Genomic DNA, 17,799 nt, shown 5'->3' on the forward strand with positions numbered 1-17,799 from the left:
TATGGGTAGGAATGATCTGATCGCGATGATCGGTCGATACTCTTTCTGTATATACACTTTTAGTCACAACTGCATCGGCTTAGTTAGGATTCATGGCCTTGGAATCAAAGGCGACGATTGTTAAAGTTGCTCGGATAATATTTCTCCTGAAATATTAAGATATATTCAAGCCATCGAAGGCTATTGAATTTCCGAGTAATCAGTGTTGAGACAATCAGCCGGTTCATGAGGTGCGTGCAGGTAAACAGCTCGCCTCTGAATATATAGCCAAGAATAATCCCAATGATTCAGCTCGATTTTTACGGAACACTTGTGGCCGCCTCCTTAGTTCTTTTGCTAGGGCGCGGGCTAGTTATGCGTGTTGGCTTCATGCGCAGTTACAATATCCCTGAACCGGTCGCGGGTGGCCTGGTAGTTGCCTTGATCTTGTTGCTGCTGCGAACGCTAAATATTGAAATTCGTTTCGATACTTCGCTGCAGACACCTTTGATGCTGGCCTTTTTTGCCACCATTGGTCTAAGTGCAGACTTTGCCAGCTTGAAGAAAGGCGGGCGCGTTGTCGGGATATTTCTGTTGGCAGTCACCGGATTGTTGGTGGTGCAAAATGCGATGGGGATCGGGCTGGCAACAATGCTCGGGCTCGATCCATTGATGGGACTGCTGACCGGATCGATCACCTTGGCGGGCGGTCACGGCACTGGGGCTGCGTGGGGTACGGTATTCAGTGAGAAATACGGTCTGGCCTCTGCCTCCGAGCTGGCGATCGCCTCCGCGACGTTTGGTCTGGTGCTGGGTGGTTTGATTGGTGGACCGGTTGCACGGTTGCTCATCAAGCGAGTGCAGGTGCCCGGTTGTCAGAATCAGCAAACGCCGCGGTTGCCAAGAGGCTTCGAGCAACCAAACAAAGAACGCTCGATTACCCCGTTTTCGTTTATAGAAACACTCGCCCTGATTGCAGTCAGCTTGTTGGCGGGCAATCTTCTGAATGGCTGGCTGCACGGTACTTCATTCGAGTTGCCGACGTTCGTTTGTGTTCTGTTTGTTGGCGTGGTCTTGCGCAACGGGCTTTCGGCGTTGGGTCTGTATCAGGTGTTCGAGCGTGAGGTGTCGGTGCTGGGTAATGTCAGCTTGTCGCTGTTTCTGGCGATTGCCCTGATGTCGCTCAAGTTGTGGGATCTGGCCGCACTGGCGTTGCCGATTTTCATCATTCTGGCTGTACAGGCGCTGGTCATGGCGTTGTTCGCGATTTTCGTGACATTCCGGATGATGGGGCGCAACTACGACGCGGCCGTGCTGGCGGCAGGGCATTGCGGTTTCGGATTGGGTGCGACGCCGACGGCGATTGCCAATATGCAGGCAGTGACGCAGCGTTATGGGCCGTCGCAGATTGCCTTTCTGGTGGTGCCGATGGTCGGAGCGTTTTTCATCGATATCATTAATGTCGTCGTGATCAAGCTCTACCTGACCTTACCGTTCTTCGCCGCTGTCTGAGTCCGAATCGGCTTGGCACTGACGCACAAAAAATGCCCGTATCTTGCGATACGGGCATTTTTAACTGCGAAACGACGCTTAGATGGTCAGCGTCCAGTCGTAGTCGACGATCAGCGGTGCGTGCTGCGAGAACCGTGGTTGACGCGGCAGGCGAGCACTGCGCACGAAGCGCCGCAGGCCCGGGGTCAGGATCTGGTAGTCAAACCGCCAGCCGAGATTGAGCATCTCGGCCTGTTCGTTGTCCGGCCACCAGCTGTACTGGTCGCCTTCGCGGCTGACTTCGCGCAGGGCATCGACATAGCCCATGTTGCCGACAATCTCGTCCATCCAGGCGCGTTCTGGCGCCAGGAAGCCCGGGGATTGCTGGCTGTCGCGCCAGTTCTTGATGTCGAGCTTCTGCTGCGCCACGTACAGCGAGCCACAATAAATGTACTCGCGACGTTTGCGCCGCTGTTTGTCCAGGTACTTGCCGAAGTCGTCCATGAGCTTGAACTTCTGGTTCAAGTCCTCATCGCCGTTCATCCCCGAAGGTAGCAGCAAGGTGGCAATACTGACTTTGTCGAAATCTGCTTGCAGGTAGCGCCCGTAGCGGTCGGCCGTCTCGAAACCGAGACCGCTGATGACAGCCTTCGGTTGCAACCGCGAATACAAAGCCACGCCGCCTTGGGCAGGGACTTCAGCATCGCAGGCATAAAGGAAGTAGCCATCCAGTTGGAAGGCTGGGTCATCCAGTTCAAAGGCGGAGGCACGGGTGTCCTGCAGGCAGATGACGTCGGCATTCTGTGCTTGCAGCCAACTGAGCAAACCACGCTCGACTGCAGCCTGAATACCATTGACGTTCACACTGATGATCCGCATAAATGGCCCCAAAAATCGCGTGCGTGTATGATACACGGCGTCAAGCTAATTAGCTAAATCCGTGGTATTTGGGGTTTTTTTCATGCAAGCGTATCAGCGCGATTTCATTCGTTTTGCCATCGATCGCGGCGTTTTGCGCTTCGGTGAGTTCACCCTGAAGTCCGGGCGCACCAGTCCTTACTTCTTCAACGCCGGCCTGTTCAACTCGGGTTCGGCCCTGGCGCAGTTGGGGCGTTTCTACGCTGCAGCCATTGCCGAAAGCGGTATTCCCTTCGACGTTCTGTTTGGACCGGCCTACAAAGGCATCCCGTTGGCAGCGACCACAGCTGTCGCGTTGGCCGAGCACCACGACCGTGATCTGCCATGGTGCTTCAACCGCAAGGAAGCCAAGGCCCACGGCGAGGGCGGCAGTCTGGTCGGCGCGCCGCTGACTGGCGATGTGCTGATCATCGACGACGTGATCACCGCTGGTACGGCAATCCGCGAAGTGATGCAAATCATCGCTTCCCAGGACGGCGCCAAAGCTGCGGGCGTGCTGATCGCGCTGAACCGTCAGGAGCGTGGCAACGGTGAGTTGTCGGCGATTCAGGAAGTAGAACGCGACTTCGGCATCCCCGTCATCAGCATTGTTTCGCTGAACCAGGTGCTGGAATTCCTCGCTGACGACCCGCAACTCAAGCAGCACCTGCCAGCCGTGGAAGCCTACCGCGCCCAATTCGGCGTCTGACACACCTTCTCTGTAGGAGCTGCCGAAGGCTGCGATCTTTTGATTTTGGCATTTGCGAGCAAGATCAAAAGATCGCAGCCTTCGGCAGCTCCTACACAGGAGAGGTGCAGAAGTCTGAGGTTGCAGGCAAAAAAAGACCCCGCTCAGCCTGGCTGAGCGGGGTCTTTTTGTTTGCGTCTGCGCTTACGGACGCTTGCGATTGCTGATCAGCGTGCCCACACCGGTGTCGGTGAAGATTTCCAGCAGGATCGCGTTCGGCACGCGGCCGTCGATGATCAGCGAGCTGCCCACGCCGCCCTGAACCGCTTCCAGTGCACAACGGATCTTCGGCAGCATACCGCCGTAGATAGTGCCGTCGGCGATCAGGTCGTCGACCTGCTGCGTGCTCAGGCCGGTCAACACGGTGCCCGACTTGTCCATCAGGCCGGCAATATTGGTCAGCAACATCAGCTTCTCGGCTTTCAGTGCCTCGGCGACTTTACCAGCCACCAGATCCGCGTTGATGTTGTACGACTCGCCGTTCTCACCCACGCCAATCGGCGCAATCACCGGAATGAAGTTGCCTTTGACCAGCAGGTTCAGCAGTTCGGTGTTGATCCCGACCACTTCGCCGACCTGACCGATGTCGATGATTTCCGGCTGGGTCATCTCCGGGGTCTGACGGGTGACGGTGAGCTTCTTCGCACGAATCAGCCCGGCGTCTTTACCGGTCAGGCCGATGGCGCTGCCGCCGTGACGGTTGATCAGGTTGACGATGCTTTTGTTGACCTGGCCGCCAAGGACCATTTCCACCACATCCATGGTCGCGGCGTCGGTGACGCGCATACCATCGACGAAGTGGCTTTCGATCGACAGACGCTTGAGCAGATCGCCGATCTGCGGGCCGCCACCGTGAACCACGACCGGGTTGATGCCCACGGCTTTCATCAAGACGATGTCGCGCGCAAAGCCGGTTTTCAGCTCCTCACTTTCCATCGCGTTGCCGCCGTATTTGATCACCAGGGTCTTGCCGACATAACGTCGGATGTAAGGCAACGCTTCGGACAGGACCTGGGCGGTATGGGCGGCGGCTTCGCGTTCGAGGGTCATTCAGGGCTCCGGGTGGATCAGAACGGTAGTTGGAGATCAGGTGCAACACGTTTCAATTGGGCGTGGAATACGTCCTTGATACGCGCAAGTTCTGCCTCGTCATCGGCCTCGAAGCGCAGCACCAGCACCGGTGTGGTGTTGGACGCGCGCACCAGGCCCCAGCCTTTGGCGTAATCGACTCGCACGCCGTCGATGGTGGTCAGGTCAGCGCCTGCGCCCCACTGTGCGTCGTGCAGTGCATCAATGATGCTGAATTTGCTCTCTTCGGTCACATGGATATTGATTTCCGGCGTAGAAATATCGTTCGGGAAGGTTGCAAACAGCTCTTCCGCGGTGGATTTTTCCTTGCTGAGGATCTCCAGCAGCCGTGCGGCGCTGTAGATGCCGTCGTCGAAACCGAACCAGCGCTCCTTGAAGAAGATGTGCCCGCTCATTTCACCGGCCAATAGTGCACCGGATTGTTTCATTTTCTTTTTGATCAACGAATGACCGGTCTTCCACATTAGCGGACGACCACCGTATTCCTTGATCAGCGGCACCAGGCGGCGGGTGCATTTGACGTCGAAGATGATTTCCGCGTCCGGGTTGCGCGCGACCACGTCACGGGCGAACAGCATCAGCAGGCGATCGGGGTAAACGATGCTGCCGGTGTTGGTCACCACGCCGACACGGTCGCCGTCGCCGTCGAAAGCCAGGCCGATGTCGGCGTTGGTTTCTTTGACTTTGGCGATCAGATCGACGAGGTTTTCAGGCTTGCCCGGATCCGGGTGGTGGTTCGGGAAGTTGCCATCGACCTCGCAGAACAGCGGGATGACTTCGCAATTCAGCGCTTCGATCAGTTGCGGGGCGATCACACCGGCCGCGCCGTTGCCGCAGTCGACCACGACCTTCATGCGCCGCGCCAGTTTGATGTCCTGGACGATTTCGGTGTTGTAGCGGTCGAGGATCTCGACCTGAGTGACACTGCCGGTGCCGCTGCTCAAGTTGTTGGTCTTGAGGCGCTCGTGCAGGGCCTGGATCTGTTCGTTGGCGAGGGTGTCGCCGGCGATGACGATCTTGAAACCGTTGTAGTTCGACGGGTTGTGGCTGCCGGTGAGCATCACCCCGGATTTGCCGGCCAGGACGTTGGCGGCGTAGTACAGCGCGGGCGTTGGCACCAGGCCGACATCGCTGACGTGGCAGCCGCTTTCGGCGATGCCGCGAATCAGTTCTGCAACCAGCTCCGGGCCGGACAGGCGGCCGTCGCGACCGACGGAAACGTTCGGCTCACCTTGGGCCAGGCTCTGCGAACCGATGGCGCGGCCGATCCAGTAAGCGGTTTCGGCATTGAGGAATTCCGGCACGGTGCCGCGAATGTCATAGGCGCGGAAAATGCTGTCGGGCAGCTTCGGGGCGATCTTGGCTGGGGTGCTCATCTACGGAAATGCTCCATCTCGAAAGTGGCGGGACAGACCGACGAATCGTTCGACGGCAGGCTCAAACTGAAGGGTATGACGGCGTTTTCCACGGAGAGTTCGTGGTATGAAAGGGCCATGATGCCTCGGCGGGCGTGGCTTTCGGCCGGCAAAACCTTGATTTTCGGTGTTAAACCTTTCAGCTGATCTGCTGAAACTTCCCCCTGTAGGAGCTGCCGCAGGCTGCGATCTATTGATCTTGATCTTAAAAATCAAAAGATCGCAGCCTGCGGCAGCTCCTACAGAAGATGGCTCCGGTTATTTGGTGCCGGTATGGCCAAATCCGCCAGTGCCGCGTTCGGTTTCGACGAACTCTTCAACCATTTCGAAATGCGCCTGTACCACCGGTACCAGCACCAGTTGCGCCAGACGTTCGCCGACGGTCATGGTGAAGTCGGTCTGGCCACGGTTCCAGCAAGACACCATCAGCGGGCCCTGATAATCCGAGTCAATCAGACCCACGAGGTTGCCCAGCACGATGCCGTGCTTATGGCCCATGCCCGAGCGCGGCAGGATCAGCGCGGCGAGGTTCGGGTCGCCGATGTAAACCGACAGACCGGTGGGGATCAGCACGGTTTCACCCGGCTTGATCACGATGTCCTGATCCAGCATGGCGCGCAGGTCGAGGCCGGCGGAACCCGGGGTGGCGTATTGCGGCAGCGGGAATTCGGTGCCGATGCGTGGGTCGAGGATCTTGGCTTGCAAAGCGTGCATGTAAATTAAACCTGGTTCAGACGTTCGGCGATAAAGGTGACCAGTTGGCGAGCGATCTTGCTCTTGCTGGTCTGGGCGAAAACCGTGGCGTGCAGCGCACGGTCAATCACGCTGCAGGCGTTTTCTTCGCTGTTGAAACCGATGCTCGGGTTGGCGACGTCGTTGGCGACGATCAAATCGAGATTCTTGTCCTTCAGCTTGCGTGCAGCGTAGTCGAGCAGGTGTTCGGTCTCGGCGGCGAAACCGACACTGAACGGACGGTCGGGACGCGTCGCGATGGTGGCCAGGATGTCCGGGTTACGCACCATTTGCAGGACGAAGCCGTCACCGCTCGTAGGATCTTTCTTGAGTTTTTGCGGGGCGACGACTTCCGGGCGGTAGTCCGCAACGGCTGCCGAGGCGATGAACACATCGCACGGGATCGCCGACTCGCAAGCCGCGAGCATGTCGCGGGCGCTGACCACGTCGATACGCGTGACGCGATCCGGTGTCGGCAGGTGCACCGGGCCGCTGATCAGCGTGACGCGGGCGCCGGCCTCAACTGCGGCTTCAGCGAGGGCGAAGCCCATTTTGCCGGAGCTGTGGTTAGTGATGTAGCGAACCGGGTCGATGTTTTCCTGAGTCGGGCCGGCGGTGATGACGACGTGTTTGCCGGTCAGCGCCTGGCGCTGGAAGCAGTCCGCCGCGCATTGTGCGAGGTCGGTGGCCTCCATCATGCGGCCCATGCCGACGTCGCCGCAGGCCTGGCTACCCGAGGCCGGGCCGAAGGTCTTCAGGCCACGACTTTCCAGGAGTTGCAGGTTGGCCTGGGTCGCCGGATCACGCCACATCGCCTGATTCATTGCCGGCGCGACTGCCACAACGGCGTCGGTGGCCAGCACCAGGGTGGTCAGCAAATCGTTGGCGATGCCTTGGGCCAGGCGGGCGATCAGGTCGGCGGTGGCCGGGGCGATCAGTACCAGATCGGCCCATTTCGCCAGCTCGATGTGGCCCATCGCGGCTTCGGCAGCCGGGTCGAGCAAGTCGAGGTGGACTGGGTGGCCGGACAGCGCTTGCATTGTCAGCGGGGTGATGAACTCGGCGCCGCCATGGGTCATGACCACGCGTACTTCGGCACCCTGATCGATCAGGCGACGAACCAGATCGGCGCTCTTGTAGGCCGCGATGCCGCCGCCGACGCCGAGCACGATGCGTTTCCGATACAGCCGCTGCATAGGTCTGCCTTTCATTTCGTGGGTGACATACGTGGCGAAACCCCCTCCCCAGGGTGAATTCGCCCGCAAAAAAGATGGGCTACGATATCACAGCGACCGCTACGGAACAGCGGCGCCCACAGACAGGGAAGTGCTATGAGTATTCGCGATTGGCCTGCGGCGGAACGTCCGCGGGAAAGGTTGTTGGAACACGGGGCAGCGAGCCTTTCAGACGCTGAGTTACTGGCGATTTTTCTGCGCACCGGGTTGCCCGGACTAAGTGCTGTGGATCTGGCGCGCAATCTGTTGACTCAATTCGGCAGCCTGCGTTTGCTGCTTGAGGCCGATCAGGACGAATTCAGCAAACAATTGGGGCTCGGGCCGGCGAAGTTTGCGCAACTGCAAGCTGCTCAGGAAATGAACAGGCGGCATCTGGCTGAGAAATCACGGCAGAAACCAGCCCTGGAAAACCCTCAGGTCGTTCGCGATTATCTGAAATCGATGCTGCGTCACGAACCGCATGAGGTGTTTGGTTGCCTGTTTCTCGACTCCAAACATCAAGTACTGAATTTCGAGATACTGTTTCGCGGCTCAATCGACAACACCAGCGTGCATCCACGCGAGGTTGTGAAGCGATGTTTGGCCAATAACGCCGCTGCGTTGATCCTGTGCCACAACCATCCATCGGGGAACACTGACCCCAGTCAGGCAGATCGGCTGCTGACCAAGCGACTGCAAAAGGCACTGGAGCTGATTGATGTGCGGGTGCTCGATCACTTCATCGTCGGCGATGGTGAGCCGTTGTCGATGGCTGAGTGTGGCTGGATGTAAAGTTCAGGGGAAAAACGCTAAACCCCTGTAGGAGTGAGCCTGCTCGCGATAGCAATTTTCCAGTCACCGAATGGGTTGACTGAAATGACGCCATCGCGAGCAGGCTCACTCCTACACGTTATGTGCAGGGCAGGTTATTTCAGGTTTACCTTCGAATAGTCCTGGCGGCCAAAGGGGCTTACCGAGTAACCCTGCACGTCCTTACGTGTCAGCGCATAAGCGGTCGGATGCGCCAGCGGCAACCACAACGCCTGCTGCTGAATCTGCGCCTGCGCCTGCTCGTACAGCTTGGTGCGTACACCTTGTTCGCTGGTGGTCTTGCCGGCGCTGATCAGCTTGTCCAGATCGGCATTGCAGTAGCGCGCGAAGTTGGTGCCCGATTTGACCGCGGCGCAGGAAAACTGCGGTGTCAGGAAATTGTCCGGGTCGCCGTTGTCGCCGGCCCAGCCCATGAACAGCAGGTCATGCTCGCCCGCCTTGGCGCGGCGAATCAGTTCGCCCCACTCGATCACGCGGATTTCCGCCTGAATACCGATTTCCGCCAGATCCGATTGCAACAACTGTGCACCGAGGCTTGGGTTCGGGTTGAGCAGGCTGCCTGATGGACGCGTCCAGATGGTGGTCTGGAAGCCGTCTTTCAAACCGGCCTTGGCCATCAGCGCCTTGGCTTTGGCCACGTCATGCGGGTAACCCGGTAGGTTCTTCGCATAACTCCAGGTGTTCGGTGGGTAAGGGCCATTGGCCGCTTCGGCGGTGTCTTCGAACACCGCTTTGATGTAGTTGGCCTTGTCGAAGGCGAGGTTGATGGCCTGACGCACCTCTGGCTTGTCCAGCGGCGGATGCTGGCTGTTGATGCCAACGAAAGAGGTCATGAAGGCGTCAGTCTTTTCGACTTTTAGTGTCGGCTCTTTCAGCGCGGCCTGTACGTCCAAAGGTTTTGGCGACAGGGCGATCTGGCATTCGTTGCGCCGTAGCTTTTGCAGGCGCACGTTGGCGTCCGGGGTGATGGCGAAGATCAACGGGTCTACCGAAGGCTTGCCGCCAAAGTAATCCGGGTTGGCCTTGTAGCGAATCGCCGCGTCTTTCTGGAAGCGGTTGAACACAAACGGGCCGGTACCGATCGGCTGGCTGTTGAGCTTGTCCGTGGCGTTGGCCTTCATCAATTTGTCGGCGTATTCGGCGGAGTAGATCGAGGCGAAGCCCATGCTCAGTGTCGCCAGGAAGGTCGAGTCCGGGTGATCAAGGGTGAAACGCACGGTCAGCGGATCGAGCGCGTCGATCTTCTTGATCAGCGCTGGCAACTGCATCGATTGCGCATGGGGGAAGCCGCTTTGGGCGACTTTGTGCCACGGGTTGGCCGGGTCGAGCATGCGGTCGAAGCTGAATTTGACGTCTTCTGCGGTCAGCTCACGGCTCGGCCTGAAGTAGTCAGTCGTATGAAACTTCACCTGCGGGTGTAGCTTGAAGACATACGTCAGGCCATCGGTGCTGACTTCCCAGCTGTCGGCCAGGCTCGGCACGACTTTGCCGCTGGCGGTGTCGAATTCAACCAGACGGTTCATCAGCACGTCGGCCGAGGCGTTGGTGGTGGTCAGCGAGTTGTACTGCACCACGTCGAACCCTTCAGGGCTGGCCTCGGTGCAGACGCTCAGCGCGGCGGCCTGGGCCAGGGGGCTCAGCAGGAGCGGGGCGAGCAACAGGGGTAGGGCAGCGAGGCGCATGGTCGGTTTCCTTTTACAGATCGAAGGCCCATCTGCAAGTGCAGTCTGGAAAAGGCCTACCCTAGAGGTCTGGATTACAAATGACTATCCCCTTTTTGCATTTTCGGGGCACAGTGATGGCGGTTTTTCAGACCGCGGTGCGCGGTAAAAAGTCTGAATCGCCCGCAAGGGTGGTTTTCTGCGACGAGTGGTAAAAATCGATGCCAGCCTTTATCCAAGCCGTTCGCAGGCTGAAAAAGCGCCTTTTTGTGGACTGTTTGCACACCGAATGTTGTTGCTCTGAAGTCTTTCTGGTATAAAGCAGCGCTCTTTTCTAGGGGCCCGGTTCCTTCACTGTAGGTGTAGCCGGTAAGACCTCTAAAGAAACGCGGCGCCTGGCGCCAAATGACTGAGAGATTAAGCGGCCAACCCATGCCGGGTTGGGCATGTGGTTTTAGAGGGCTGAGGCATGTCGAGAGTATGTCAAGTTACCGGTAAGGGTCCGGTGACTGGGAATAACATTTCCCACGCAAACAACAAAACCCGTCGTCGTTTCCTGCCGAACCTGCAGCATCACCGCTTCTGGGTTGAAGAAGAGAAACGTTTTGTGCGTCTGCGCGTATCTGCCAAAGGCATGCGTATCATCGACAAGCGTGGCATCACTGTCGTGCTCGCCGAACTTCGCCGCGATGGCAAGATTTAAGGGAGCTAATCATGCGTGAATTGATTCGTTTGATCTCGAGCGCCGGTACTGGTCACTTCTACACTACCGACAAGAACAAGCGTACTACCCCGGACAAAATCGAGATCAAGAAATATGATCCGGTTGTTCGCAAGCACGTGATCTACAAGGAAGGCAAAATCAAGTAATTGATTTTTCCCGACTTACGAAAAAGGCCCGTATCTCACGATACGGGCCTTTTTTGTTGCCTCGGATTTTGTGTTTCCTGTTCTGGCCCTATCGCGAGCAGGCTCACTCCTAAATTGGAATGCGGTCACCTGTAGGAGTGAGCCTGCTCGCGATAGGGCCGGATCAGCCAGCGAAAATCCTCAAGCCTTCTGTTCAAAGATCACATAGATCTTGCGGCAAGCCTCAAGCACTTCCCAAGTGCCCCGAAACCCTGCCGGAATCACAAACCGGTCGCCAACGCGCAACGTCTTGGCATTGCCCTCGCCGTCACGCAGCACCGAGACCCCCTGCAGGATTTCGCAGTACTCATGCTCGGTGTAATTCACCGTCCACTGCCCGATCGCACCTTCCCAAACGCCAACGCCCATCTGCCCACAGGGGCTTTCGTACTGATGGAACACCGCTTGCTCAGGATCTCCCTTCAGCACCTTCGCCGGGTCCGGGCGATAGCGTTCGGCTTCGCTGCTGGTCAGGCTGATGTCGACGACGTTCTGGATGTTCATTGTTGTTATCCCCCGTGAATACGGCGCGATTGGCTGGAAAGGGTCAAAGTCTATGTTGATTAAAATCAACACCGCAAGGCCGTATGACCACCTTATGTCAAATATATTGAAACAACCCCGGCCGCTGGTTTAGGGTGGCGGGTGCCTCTGGCCGAAAAACCGGCTGGCCGGGCAGAATTCCTGAGGACGCTGGCGAAGATCGCGCGGCGCTCGTATTCAACAAGCGGAGGACACTCGAAATGACCACCCTGACTCGTGCCGACTGGGAACAACGCGCCCGCGACCTGAAAATCGAAGGCCGCGCCTACCTCAATGGCGAATACACCGACGCCGTCTCCGGGGAGACCTTCGAGTGCATCAGTCCGGTCGATGGCCGTCTGCTTGGCAAGATCGCCAGCTGTGACGCCGCCGACGCCCAGCGCGCCGTGGAAAATGCCCGCGCCACGTTCAATTCCGGCGTCTGGTCGCGCCTGGCGCCGACCAAACGCAAAGCCACCATGATCCGTTTTGCCGGCCTGCTCAAGCAGCACGCCGAAGAACTGGCCCTGCTCGAAACCCTCGACATGGGCAAGCCGATCAGCGATTCGCTGTACATCGACGTTCCGGGCGCGGCGCAAGCGCTGAGCTGGAGCGGTGAAGCGATCGACAAGATCTACGACGAAGTCGCCGCTACGCCGCACGACCAGCTGGGTCTGGTAACCCGCGAGCCGGTAGGCGTGGTCGGCGCCATCGTGCCGTGGAACTTCCCGCTGATGATGGCCTGCTGGAAACTCGGCCCGGCGCTGTCGACCGGTAACTCGGTGATCCTCAAGCCATCGGAAAAATCCCCGCTGACCGCCATCCGTATCGCTGCGCTGGCTGTTGAAGCCGGTATTCCGAAAGGCGTGCTCAACGTGCTGCCGGGCTACGGTCACACCGTCGGCAAGGCGCTGGCCCTGCACAACGATGTCGACACGCTGGTGTTCACCGGTTCGACCAAAATCGCCAAGCAACTGATGATCTACTCCGGCGAATCGAACATGAAACGCGTCTGGCTGGAAGCCGGCGGCAAGAGCCCGAACATCGTCTTTGCCGATGCGCCGGATCTGCAAGCGGCTGCCGAATCCGCTGCCAGCGCCATCGCCTTCAACCAGGGCGAAGTCTGCACCGCCGGTTCGCGTCTGCTGGTCGAGCGTTCGATCAAGGACACATTCCTGCCGATGGTGATCGAGGCGCTGAAAACCTGGAAGCCGGGCAATCCGTTGGATCCGGCGACCAACGTCGGTGCGCTGGTCGACACTCAGCAGATGAACACCGTGCTGTCGTACATCGAATCCGGGCACACCGATGGCGCCAAACTGGTGGCTGGCGGTAAGCGCATTCTTCAGGAAACCGGCGGCACTTACGTTGAGCCGACCATTTTCGATGGCGTGAGCAACGCGATGAAGATCGCTCAGGAAGAGATCTTCGGCCCGGTGCTGTCGGTCATCGCTTTCGATACGGCTGAAGAAGCGATCCAGATCGCCAACGACACGCCGTATGGCTTGGCCGCTGCGGTATGGACCCAGGACATCTCCAAGGCGCATTTGACCGCCAAGGCACTGCGCGCCGGCAGCGTGTGGGTTAACCAGTACGATGGTGGTGATATGACCGCACCGTTCGGCGGCTTCAAGCAGTCGGGTAACGGTCGCGACAAATCGCTGCACGCGTTCGACAAGTACACCGAGCTGAAAGCGACGTGGATCAAGCTGTAAGCCGTTAGGAGGGTCTGTTCGCAAGAGCAGATCCTCCAGACGAGGCAGATCCCTGTGGGAGCGAGCCTGCTCGCGAAAGCGGTGTATCAGTCAGCCCATGTGCTGAATGTGCAGCCGCATTCGCGAGCAGGCTCGCTCCCACATTTGTTTGATGTGGCCTCTAAAAAAATAATCCACAGGAGCGTGGAACATGCGGTGGGCGACGTATTTCGCCGTGTTGGCGTCTGTCTTGAGTGTCGGCCTGGCCCTGGGGGTCAGCATGCCGTTGGTGTCGTTGCGCCTCGAAGGTTGGGGCTACGGCTCCTTCGCCATTGGTGTAATGGCAGCGATGCCAGCAATTGGCGTGTTGTTGGGCGCGAAGATTTCCAGTCATCTGGCGGCACGTTTCGGCACGGCGAACCTGATGCGCCTGTGCCTGTGGGCCGGGGCGCTGTCGATCGGTCTGTTGGCGTTGCTGCCGAGCTACCCGATCTGGCTGGTGCTACGGCTGATGATCGGGGTGATCCTGACCATCGTGTTCATCCTCGGCGAGAGCTGGATCAATCAACTGGTGGTCGAGAACTGGCGCGGGCGACTGGTGGCGCTGTATGGCAGCAGCTATGCGTTGAGCCAACTGTCGGGTCCGTTGCTGTTGGGCGCGCTGGGTACCGAGCATGATTACGGTTTCTGGGTCGGTGTCGCTTTGCTGTTGCTGTCGCCATTGCTCTTGCTGGGTCGCAGCGGTGCGCCGAGCAGTGAAGCCAGCAGCGTAACGTTCAAGGAATTGTGGGGCTTCGCCCGTGAGTTGCCGGCGATTGCCTGGGCGGTGTCGTTGTTCGCCGCATTCGAGGCGATGATCCTGACGTTACTGCCGGTGTATTGCCTGCAACAGGGCTTCACTGCCGAGATTGCGCTGGCGATGGTCAGCACGGTGGTGGTGGGTGATGCGCTGCTGCAACTGCCGATTGGTGCGCTGGCCGATTATCTGTCACGGCGTACGCTATTCGCCGGTTGTGCGGTGGCGTTGATGGTGTCGAGTCTGGCGATTCCGCTGTTGCTCGACACGCTACTGATCTGGCCATTGTGGGTATTGTTCGGGGCGAGTGCCGGTGGTTTGTTCACTCTGTCGCTGATTCTGATTGGCGAGCGTTATCGTGACGATGCGCTGGTGCGGGCGAATGCGCACATTGCGCAGTTGTGGGGTGTCGGTTGTCTGGTCGGGCCGCTGGCTGCGGGGGCGGGCAGCCAGTGGATCAGTGGGCATGCGTTGCCGTTGTTGATGGCGATCGGAGCGTTCGGGTTGGTGATATTGCTGTTGCGCCAAGGTGCATTTGGCGCAGTTACTGAGCCTGCCTGACATCAAAAGATCGCAGCCTTCGGCAGCTCCTACAGGAGGAATGCACTTCAACTGTAGGAGCTGCCGAAGGCTGCGATCCTTTGCTTTTTTAAAGCATTCGCTCAAGCCCTACCGTGGTGCTGAACCACGCATTGAACCGCCGCCACCAACTCCCCGGCTCCTTGGTCAGGGTGTGCATCTGGCCGTTGTCCTCAGTGATCCAGACGATCTGGCCATCCTGTAACTTCGCCTCGTAACTCAGCGCCGGCGCCATCCCCTGCAAGGCCAGCTCACGCACATGCTCGGCCAACTCCGGACTGTCGACCAAGACCCCAACCTCGGTGTTCCACAACACCGAACGCGGGTCGAAGTTGAACGAGCCGATAAACGACTTCTGCCGATCAAAGATCATCGCTTTGCTGTGCAAGCTTGAATCAGAGCCGCGAAACGATTTGCTGTAAAAAACATGCGGGCCACTGCCGTAGTTATCCCCAGGCTGACGGCGCAGTTCATACAGTTTCACGCCATGCTCCAGCAACGCTTTGCGATACGGCGCATAGCCGCCGTGCACCGCTGGCACATCGGTGGCTTCCAGCGAGTTGGTCAGAAGGCTTACCGAGACGCCGGCATCGGCACGACCGGTCAGGTAAACCAGCCCTGGCTGGCCCGGCACGAAATACGCCGAAATCATGATCAGTTCTTTGCTGACGCCGCGCAGCTCCGGACCCAACTGCGTGGTTAACAGCAATTGCGGATCCGGCTCACCCTTGGCCAAGACCTTGCTCGGCGCATCCCACAGCGCCTGATTCCATGCCCAGATCAGCTCTTTGCGCCAGATGTCCATGCGCGGTGCGGTCTTGAACGTCATCAACTGCTGGTACAGCGCGTGATTCTGTTTGCGGGTTTCCTCCAGCGATTCTTCCAGGCGTGTGCGGGTGTTCTCCAGGTCCTTGACGGTCGGTTGGCTGGTAAGGAATTCGTCGATCGGTTTGCTCAGGGCGCTGTTCCAGTACTGGTCGAAACTGTGCCCGAGCTGCTCGGCCACCGGCCCGACACTGAGCATATCGATGTCGGTGAAATTCAGGTTTGGCTCGGCGTCGAAATATTCGTCACCGAGATTGCGCCCGCCGACGATGGCCACGCTGTTATCCGCCAGCCACAACTTGTTGTGCATGCGCCGGTGTTGCAGCGACAGGTTGAACAAGCGGCCTGCCGCGCGGGTGACGCCGGTGCTGCGGCCCAGATGCAGCGGGTTGAACAGACGAATCTGGATCTGCGGATGCGCCGCCAGCGTGGCGATGATCTGGTCCAGACCGTCGCTGGTGGTGTCGTCGAGCAGAATGCGCACGCGCACGCCGCGATCGGCAGCCTTGAGTAGTTCCTCCACCAGCATTCGCGTGCTGATGCCGTCATGGACGATGTAGTACTGCAGATCAAGGCTGGTCTGGGCGTTGCGGATCAGTTCGGCGCGGGCGGTGAACGCCTCGCTGCTGTTGGACAGCAGGCGAAACCCTGAGCGGCCATGGTAGGGCGCCGCTTGTGCCTGAATCGAACGACCGAAGCTGGAATCGGATGCCGGCAACGCCTGACTTGGCTCGCGCGGGACATCGAGACTGGCACAGCCGCTCAGGAACGAGGCGAGTAACAGCGAAGCGAGTAGGGGCTGTCTGAAGCTCACGTAGGATCATTCCGGTTGGCGGCAAGGGTCGGCATATGGACGCGGTTCTCTGGAAAAAGGTCAGTCGGCTTCCGCCAGCAATCTGACAGCGGTCTCGCCGACCTTGCGCACCGCCTCTTCGATCTGCGCTGTCGGTTTGGCAGCGTAGTTCATCCGCAGGCAATTGCGGTACTTGCCTGAGGCGGAAAAGATGCTGCCGACGGCAATCTGTACGCCTTGGTCAAGCAACTCGCGATTGAGTTTCAGGGTGTCGAAACCTTCCGGCAACTCGACCCACAGCATAAAGCTGCCTTGCGGCCGGCTGGCGCGGGTGCCCGCCGGAAAGTAGCGGGTCACCCAATCGATCATCAGGTCGCGACTGCGCTGGTATTGCGTGCGCATGCGCCGCAAATGCGGTTCGAAATGGCCAGCCTTGAGAAATTCGGCGATAGCGATCTGCGGCTGCGGCGCGGTGGAGCCGGTGCTGATGTATTTCATGTGCAACACCCGCTCAAGGTATCGACCCGGCGCGACCCAGCCAATGCGCAGCCCCGGCGCAAGGGTCTTGGAAAACGAACTGCACAACAGCACACGGCCGTCTTCGTCGAAGGATTTGATCGTGCGAGGGCGCGGGTAGGTGTAGGACAGTTCGCCATACACGTCGTCCTCGATGATCGCTACGTCGAAGCGCTGCGCGAGGTTGAGCAGGGCGCGTTTGCGCGACTCCGGCATGATGTAGCCGAGCGGGTTATTGCAGTTGGGCGTGAGCTGGATGACCTTGATCGGCCATTGTTCCAGTGCCAGTTCCAGCGCTTCGAGGCTGATCCCGGTGAGCGGGTCGGTGGGAATTTCCAGGGCTTTCATGCCCAGGCCTTTGAGGGTCTGCATGGCGCCATGAAAGCTTGGCGAGTCCACCGCGACAATGTCTCCCGGTTCGCAGATCGCGTGGATGCTGGTAGACAGCGCTTCGTGGCAACCGGTGGTGATCACCAGATCGCTCGCGCTCAACTGGCAGCCGGAGTCGAGCATCAGTCGAGCGATCTGTTCGCGCAGTTCTAGAGTGCCGTGGATGTTGTCGTAATACAGACCGGGCATGTCCTGACGGCGGCTGATCCGCGCCAGCCCACGCAGCAAAGGCTTCATCGTCGGCGAGCTGATGTCCGGCATGCCACGACCCAGTTGCACGACATCCTTGCGCGGCACCGCACGAATCAACTCCAGCACTTGATCCCACTGCGAAATCTCCACCGGGCGCTGCGCCGGACGGCCGACGGCGGGCAGCTCCGGCAGTTCGCGGCCGACCGGCACAAAGTAGCCGGACTTGGGTTTCGGCGTGGCCAGGCCGCTGTCTTCGAGCACGCGATAGGCCTGTTGCACCGTGCTCAGACTGACCCCGTGTTCGACGCTCAAGGCGCGCACCGATGGCAGCCGGTCACCTGGGCGATAGAAGCCGTTTTCGATGCGCGTGCCGAGCAATTCGGCGAGGTTTACATAAAGGGTCATGGCGCTGCCTCGGTGCGGTGATTCGATAAACCAGTACAGATCTCGCAAAAATCGACAATTCAGTCGACAAAGCGGCAAATCTGTATGGAGTTAATACAGTGTCTTTGAATCTGTAATGGTT

The 17,799-nt window shown here is 58.9% G+C and carries 15 protein-coding genes and 1 pseudogene; 7 read left to right on the forward strand and 9 right to left on the reverse strand.

Annotation, left to right across the window (positions count from 1 at the left end; all coding sequences use genetic code 11):
• Positions 1-282 precede the first annotated feature (282 nt).
• Entirely contained in the window at positions 283-1,491 is a 1,209-nt protein-coding gene (gltS, locus tag CKW26_RS16035; RefSeq protein ID WP_095049324.1) for a sodium/glutamate symporter, read from the forward strand.
• A 78-nt stretch (positions 1,492-1,569) separates the two neighbouring features.
• Here gltS and CKW26_RS16040 read toward each other — a convergent pair whose 3' ends face one another.
• On the reverse strand, positions 1,570-2,349 hold the full coding sequence (locus tag CKW26_RS16040) for an exodeoxyribonuclease III (RefSeq protein ID WP_007920349.1): 780 nt from the start codon (positions 2,347-2,349) through the stop codon (positions 1,570-1,572).
• 82 nt (positions 2,350-2,431) lie between these two features.
• Between CKW26_RS16040 and pyrE the strand changes: the two genes are divergently transcribed.
• On the forward strand, positions 2,432-3,076 hold the full coding sequence (gene pyrE, locus CKW26_RS16045) for an orotate phosphoribosyltransferase (RefSeq protein ID WP_008078597.1): 645 nt from the start codon (positions 2,432-2,434) through the stop codon (positions 3,074-3,076).
• Positions 3,077-3,259: 183 nt separating this feature from the next.
• Here the strand turns inward: pyrE and argB are convergent, their stop codons facing one another.
• The 4 genes and pseudogenes from argB to coaBC form a co-directional block, all read right to left on the reverse strand.
• Complete coding sequence (argB, locus tag CKW26_RS16050) at positions 3,260-4,165, reverse strand: acetylglutamate kinase (RefSeq protein WP_003229488.1); 906 nt, start codon at positions 4,163-4,165, stop codon at positions 3,260-3,262.
• 17 nt (positions 4,166-4,182) lie between these two features.
• Positions 4,183-5,559: pseudogene (locus tag CKW26_RS16055) on the reverse strand (phosphomannomutase/phosphoglucomutase); the annotation flags it as partial.
• Between the two features lie 318 nt (positions 5,560-5,877).
• Entirely contained in the window at positions 5,878-6,333 is a 456-nt protein-coding gene (gene dut / locus CKW26_RS16060) for a dUTP diphosphatase (protein ID WP_095049326.1), read from the reverse strand.
• A 5-nt stretch (positions 6,334-6,338) separates the two neighbouring features.
• Positions 6,339-7,547: a bifunctional phosphopantothenoylcysteine decarboxylase/phosphopantothenate--cysteine ligase CoaBC gene (coaBC, locus tag CKW26_RS16065; RefSeq protein WP_007920365.1), complete on the reverse strand. Its 1,209-nt coding sequence runs from the start codon at positions 7,545-7,547 to the stop codon at positions 6,339-6,341.
• A 135-nt stretch (positions 7,548-7,682) separates the two neighbouring features.
• On the opposite strand from coaBC, the gene radC reads away from it, so the two are divergent.
• Positions 7,683-8,357 (forward strand): DNA repair protein RadC, encoded by a 675-nt coding sequence (gene radC / locus CKW26_RS16070; RefSeq protein ID WP_093429665.1) that lies wholly within the window; start codon positions 7,683-7,685, stop codon positions 8,355-8,357.
• Between the two features lie 134 nt (positions 8,358-8,491).
• On the opposite strand, the gene CKW26_RS16075 is transcribed toward radC, so the two are convergent.
• Complete coding sequence (locus CKW26_RS16075) at positions 8,492-10,078, reverse strand: ABC transporter substrate-binding protein (RefSeq protein ID WP_095049327.1); 1,587 nt, start codon at positions 10,076-10,078, stop codon at positions 8,492-8,494.
• A gap of 448 nt (positions 10,079-10,526) precedes the next feature.
• On the opposite strand from CKW26_RS16075, the gene rpmB reads away from it, so the two are divergent.
• Together rpmB and rpmG are read left to right on the forward strand one after the other, a co-directional pair.
• A complete protein-coding gene (gene rpmB, locus CKW26_RS16080) occupies positions 10,527-10,760 on the forward strand; it encodes a 50S ribosomal protein L28 (RefSeq protein WP_007920377.1) in 234 nt (77 codons plus the stop codon).
• A gap of 11 nt (positions 10,761-10,771) precedes the next feature.
• Positions 10,772-10,927: a 50S ribosomal protein L33 gene (gene rpmG, locus CKW26_RS16085; protein WP_003177274.1), complete on the forward strand. Its 156-nt coding sequence runs from the start codon at positions 10,772-10,774 to the stop codon at positions 10,925-10,927.
• Between the two features lie 180 nt (positions 10,928-11,107).
• On the opposite strand, the gene CKW26_RS16090 is transcribed toward rpmG, so the two are convergent.
• Positions 11,108-11,470, reverse strand: coding sequence for a cupin domain-containing protein (locus CKW26_RS16090; RefSeq protein WP_095049328.1), 363 nt, complete (start codon positions 11,468-11,470; stop codon positions 11,108-11,110).
• Positions 11,471-11,709: 239 nt separating this feature from the next.
• Between CKW26_RS16090 and CKW26_RS16095 the strand changes: the two genes are divergently transcribed.
• Together CKW26_RS16095 and CKW26_RS16100 are read left to right on the forward strand one after the other, a co-directional pair.
• Positions 11,710-13,203: an aldehyde dehydrogenase gene (locus CKW26_RS16095; protein ID WP_016985821.1), complete on the forward strand. Its 1,494-nt coding sequence runs from the start codon at positions 11,710-11,712 to the stop codon at positions 13,201-13,203.
• A gap of 190 nt (positions 13,204-13,393) precedes the next feature.
• Positions 13,394-14,539, forward strand: coding sequence for an MFS transporter (locus CKW26_RS16100; RefSeq protein ID WP_095049329.1), 1,146 nt, complete (start codon positions 13,394-13,396; stop codon positions 14,537-14,539).
• An 88-nt stretch (positions 14,540-14,627) separates the two neighbouring features.
• On the opposite strand, the gene CKW26_RS16105 is transcribed toward CKW26_RS16100, so the two are convergent.
• Both CKW26_RS16105 and CKW26_RS16110 read right to left on the reverse strand, forming a co-directional pair.
• Complete coding sequence (locus CKW26_RS16105) at positions 14,628-16,196, reverse strand: phospholipase D family protein (RefSeq protein ID WP_095049330.1); 1,569 nt, start codon at positions 16,194-16,196, stop codon at positions 14,628-14,630.
• A gap of 60 nt (positions 16,197-16,256) precedes the next feature.
• On the reverse strand, positions 16,257-17,678 hold the full coding sequence (locus tag CKW26_RS16110) for a PLP-dependent aminotransferase family protein (protein WP_095049331.1): 1,422 nt from the start codon (positions 17,676-17,678) through the stop codon (positions 16,257-16,259).
• Positions 17,679-17,799: the final 121 nt, after the last annotated feature.

Source organism: Pseudomonas sp. Irchel s3h9 (genome assembly GCF_900187475.1).
Taxonomy (GTDB): Bacteria; Pseudomonadota; Gammaproteobacteria; order Pseudomonadales; family Pseudomonadaceae; genus Aquipseudomonas; species Aquipseudomonas neuropathica.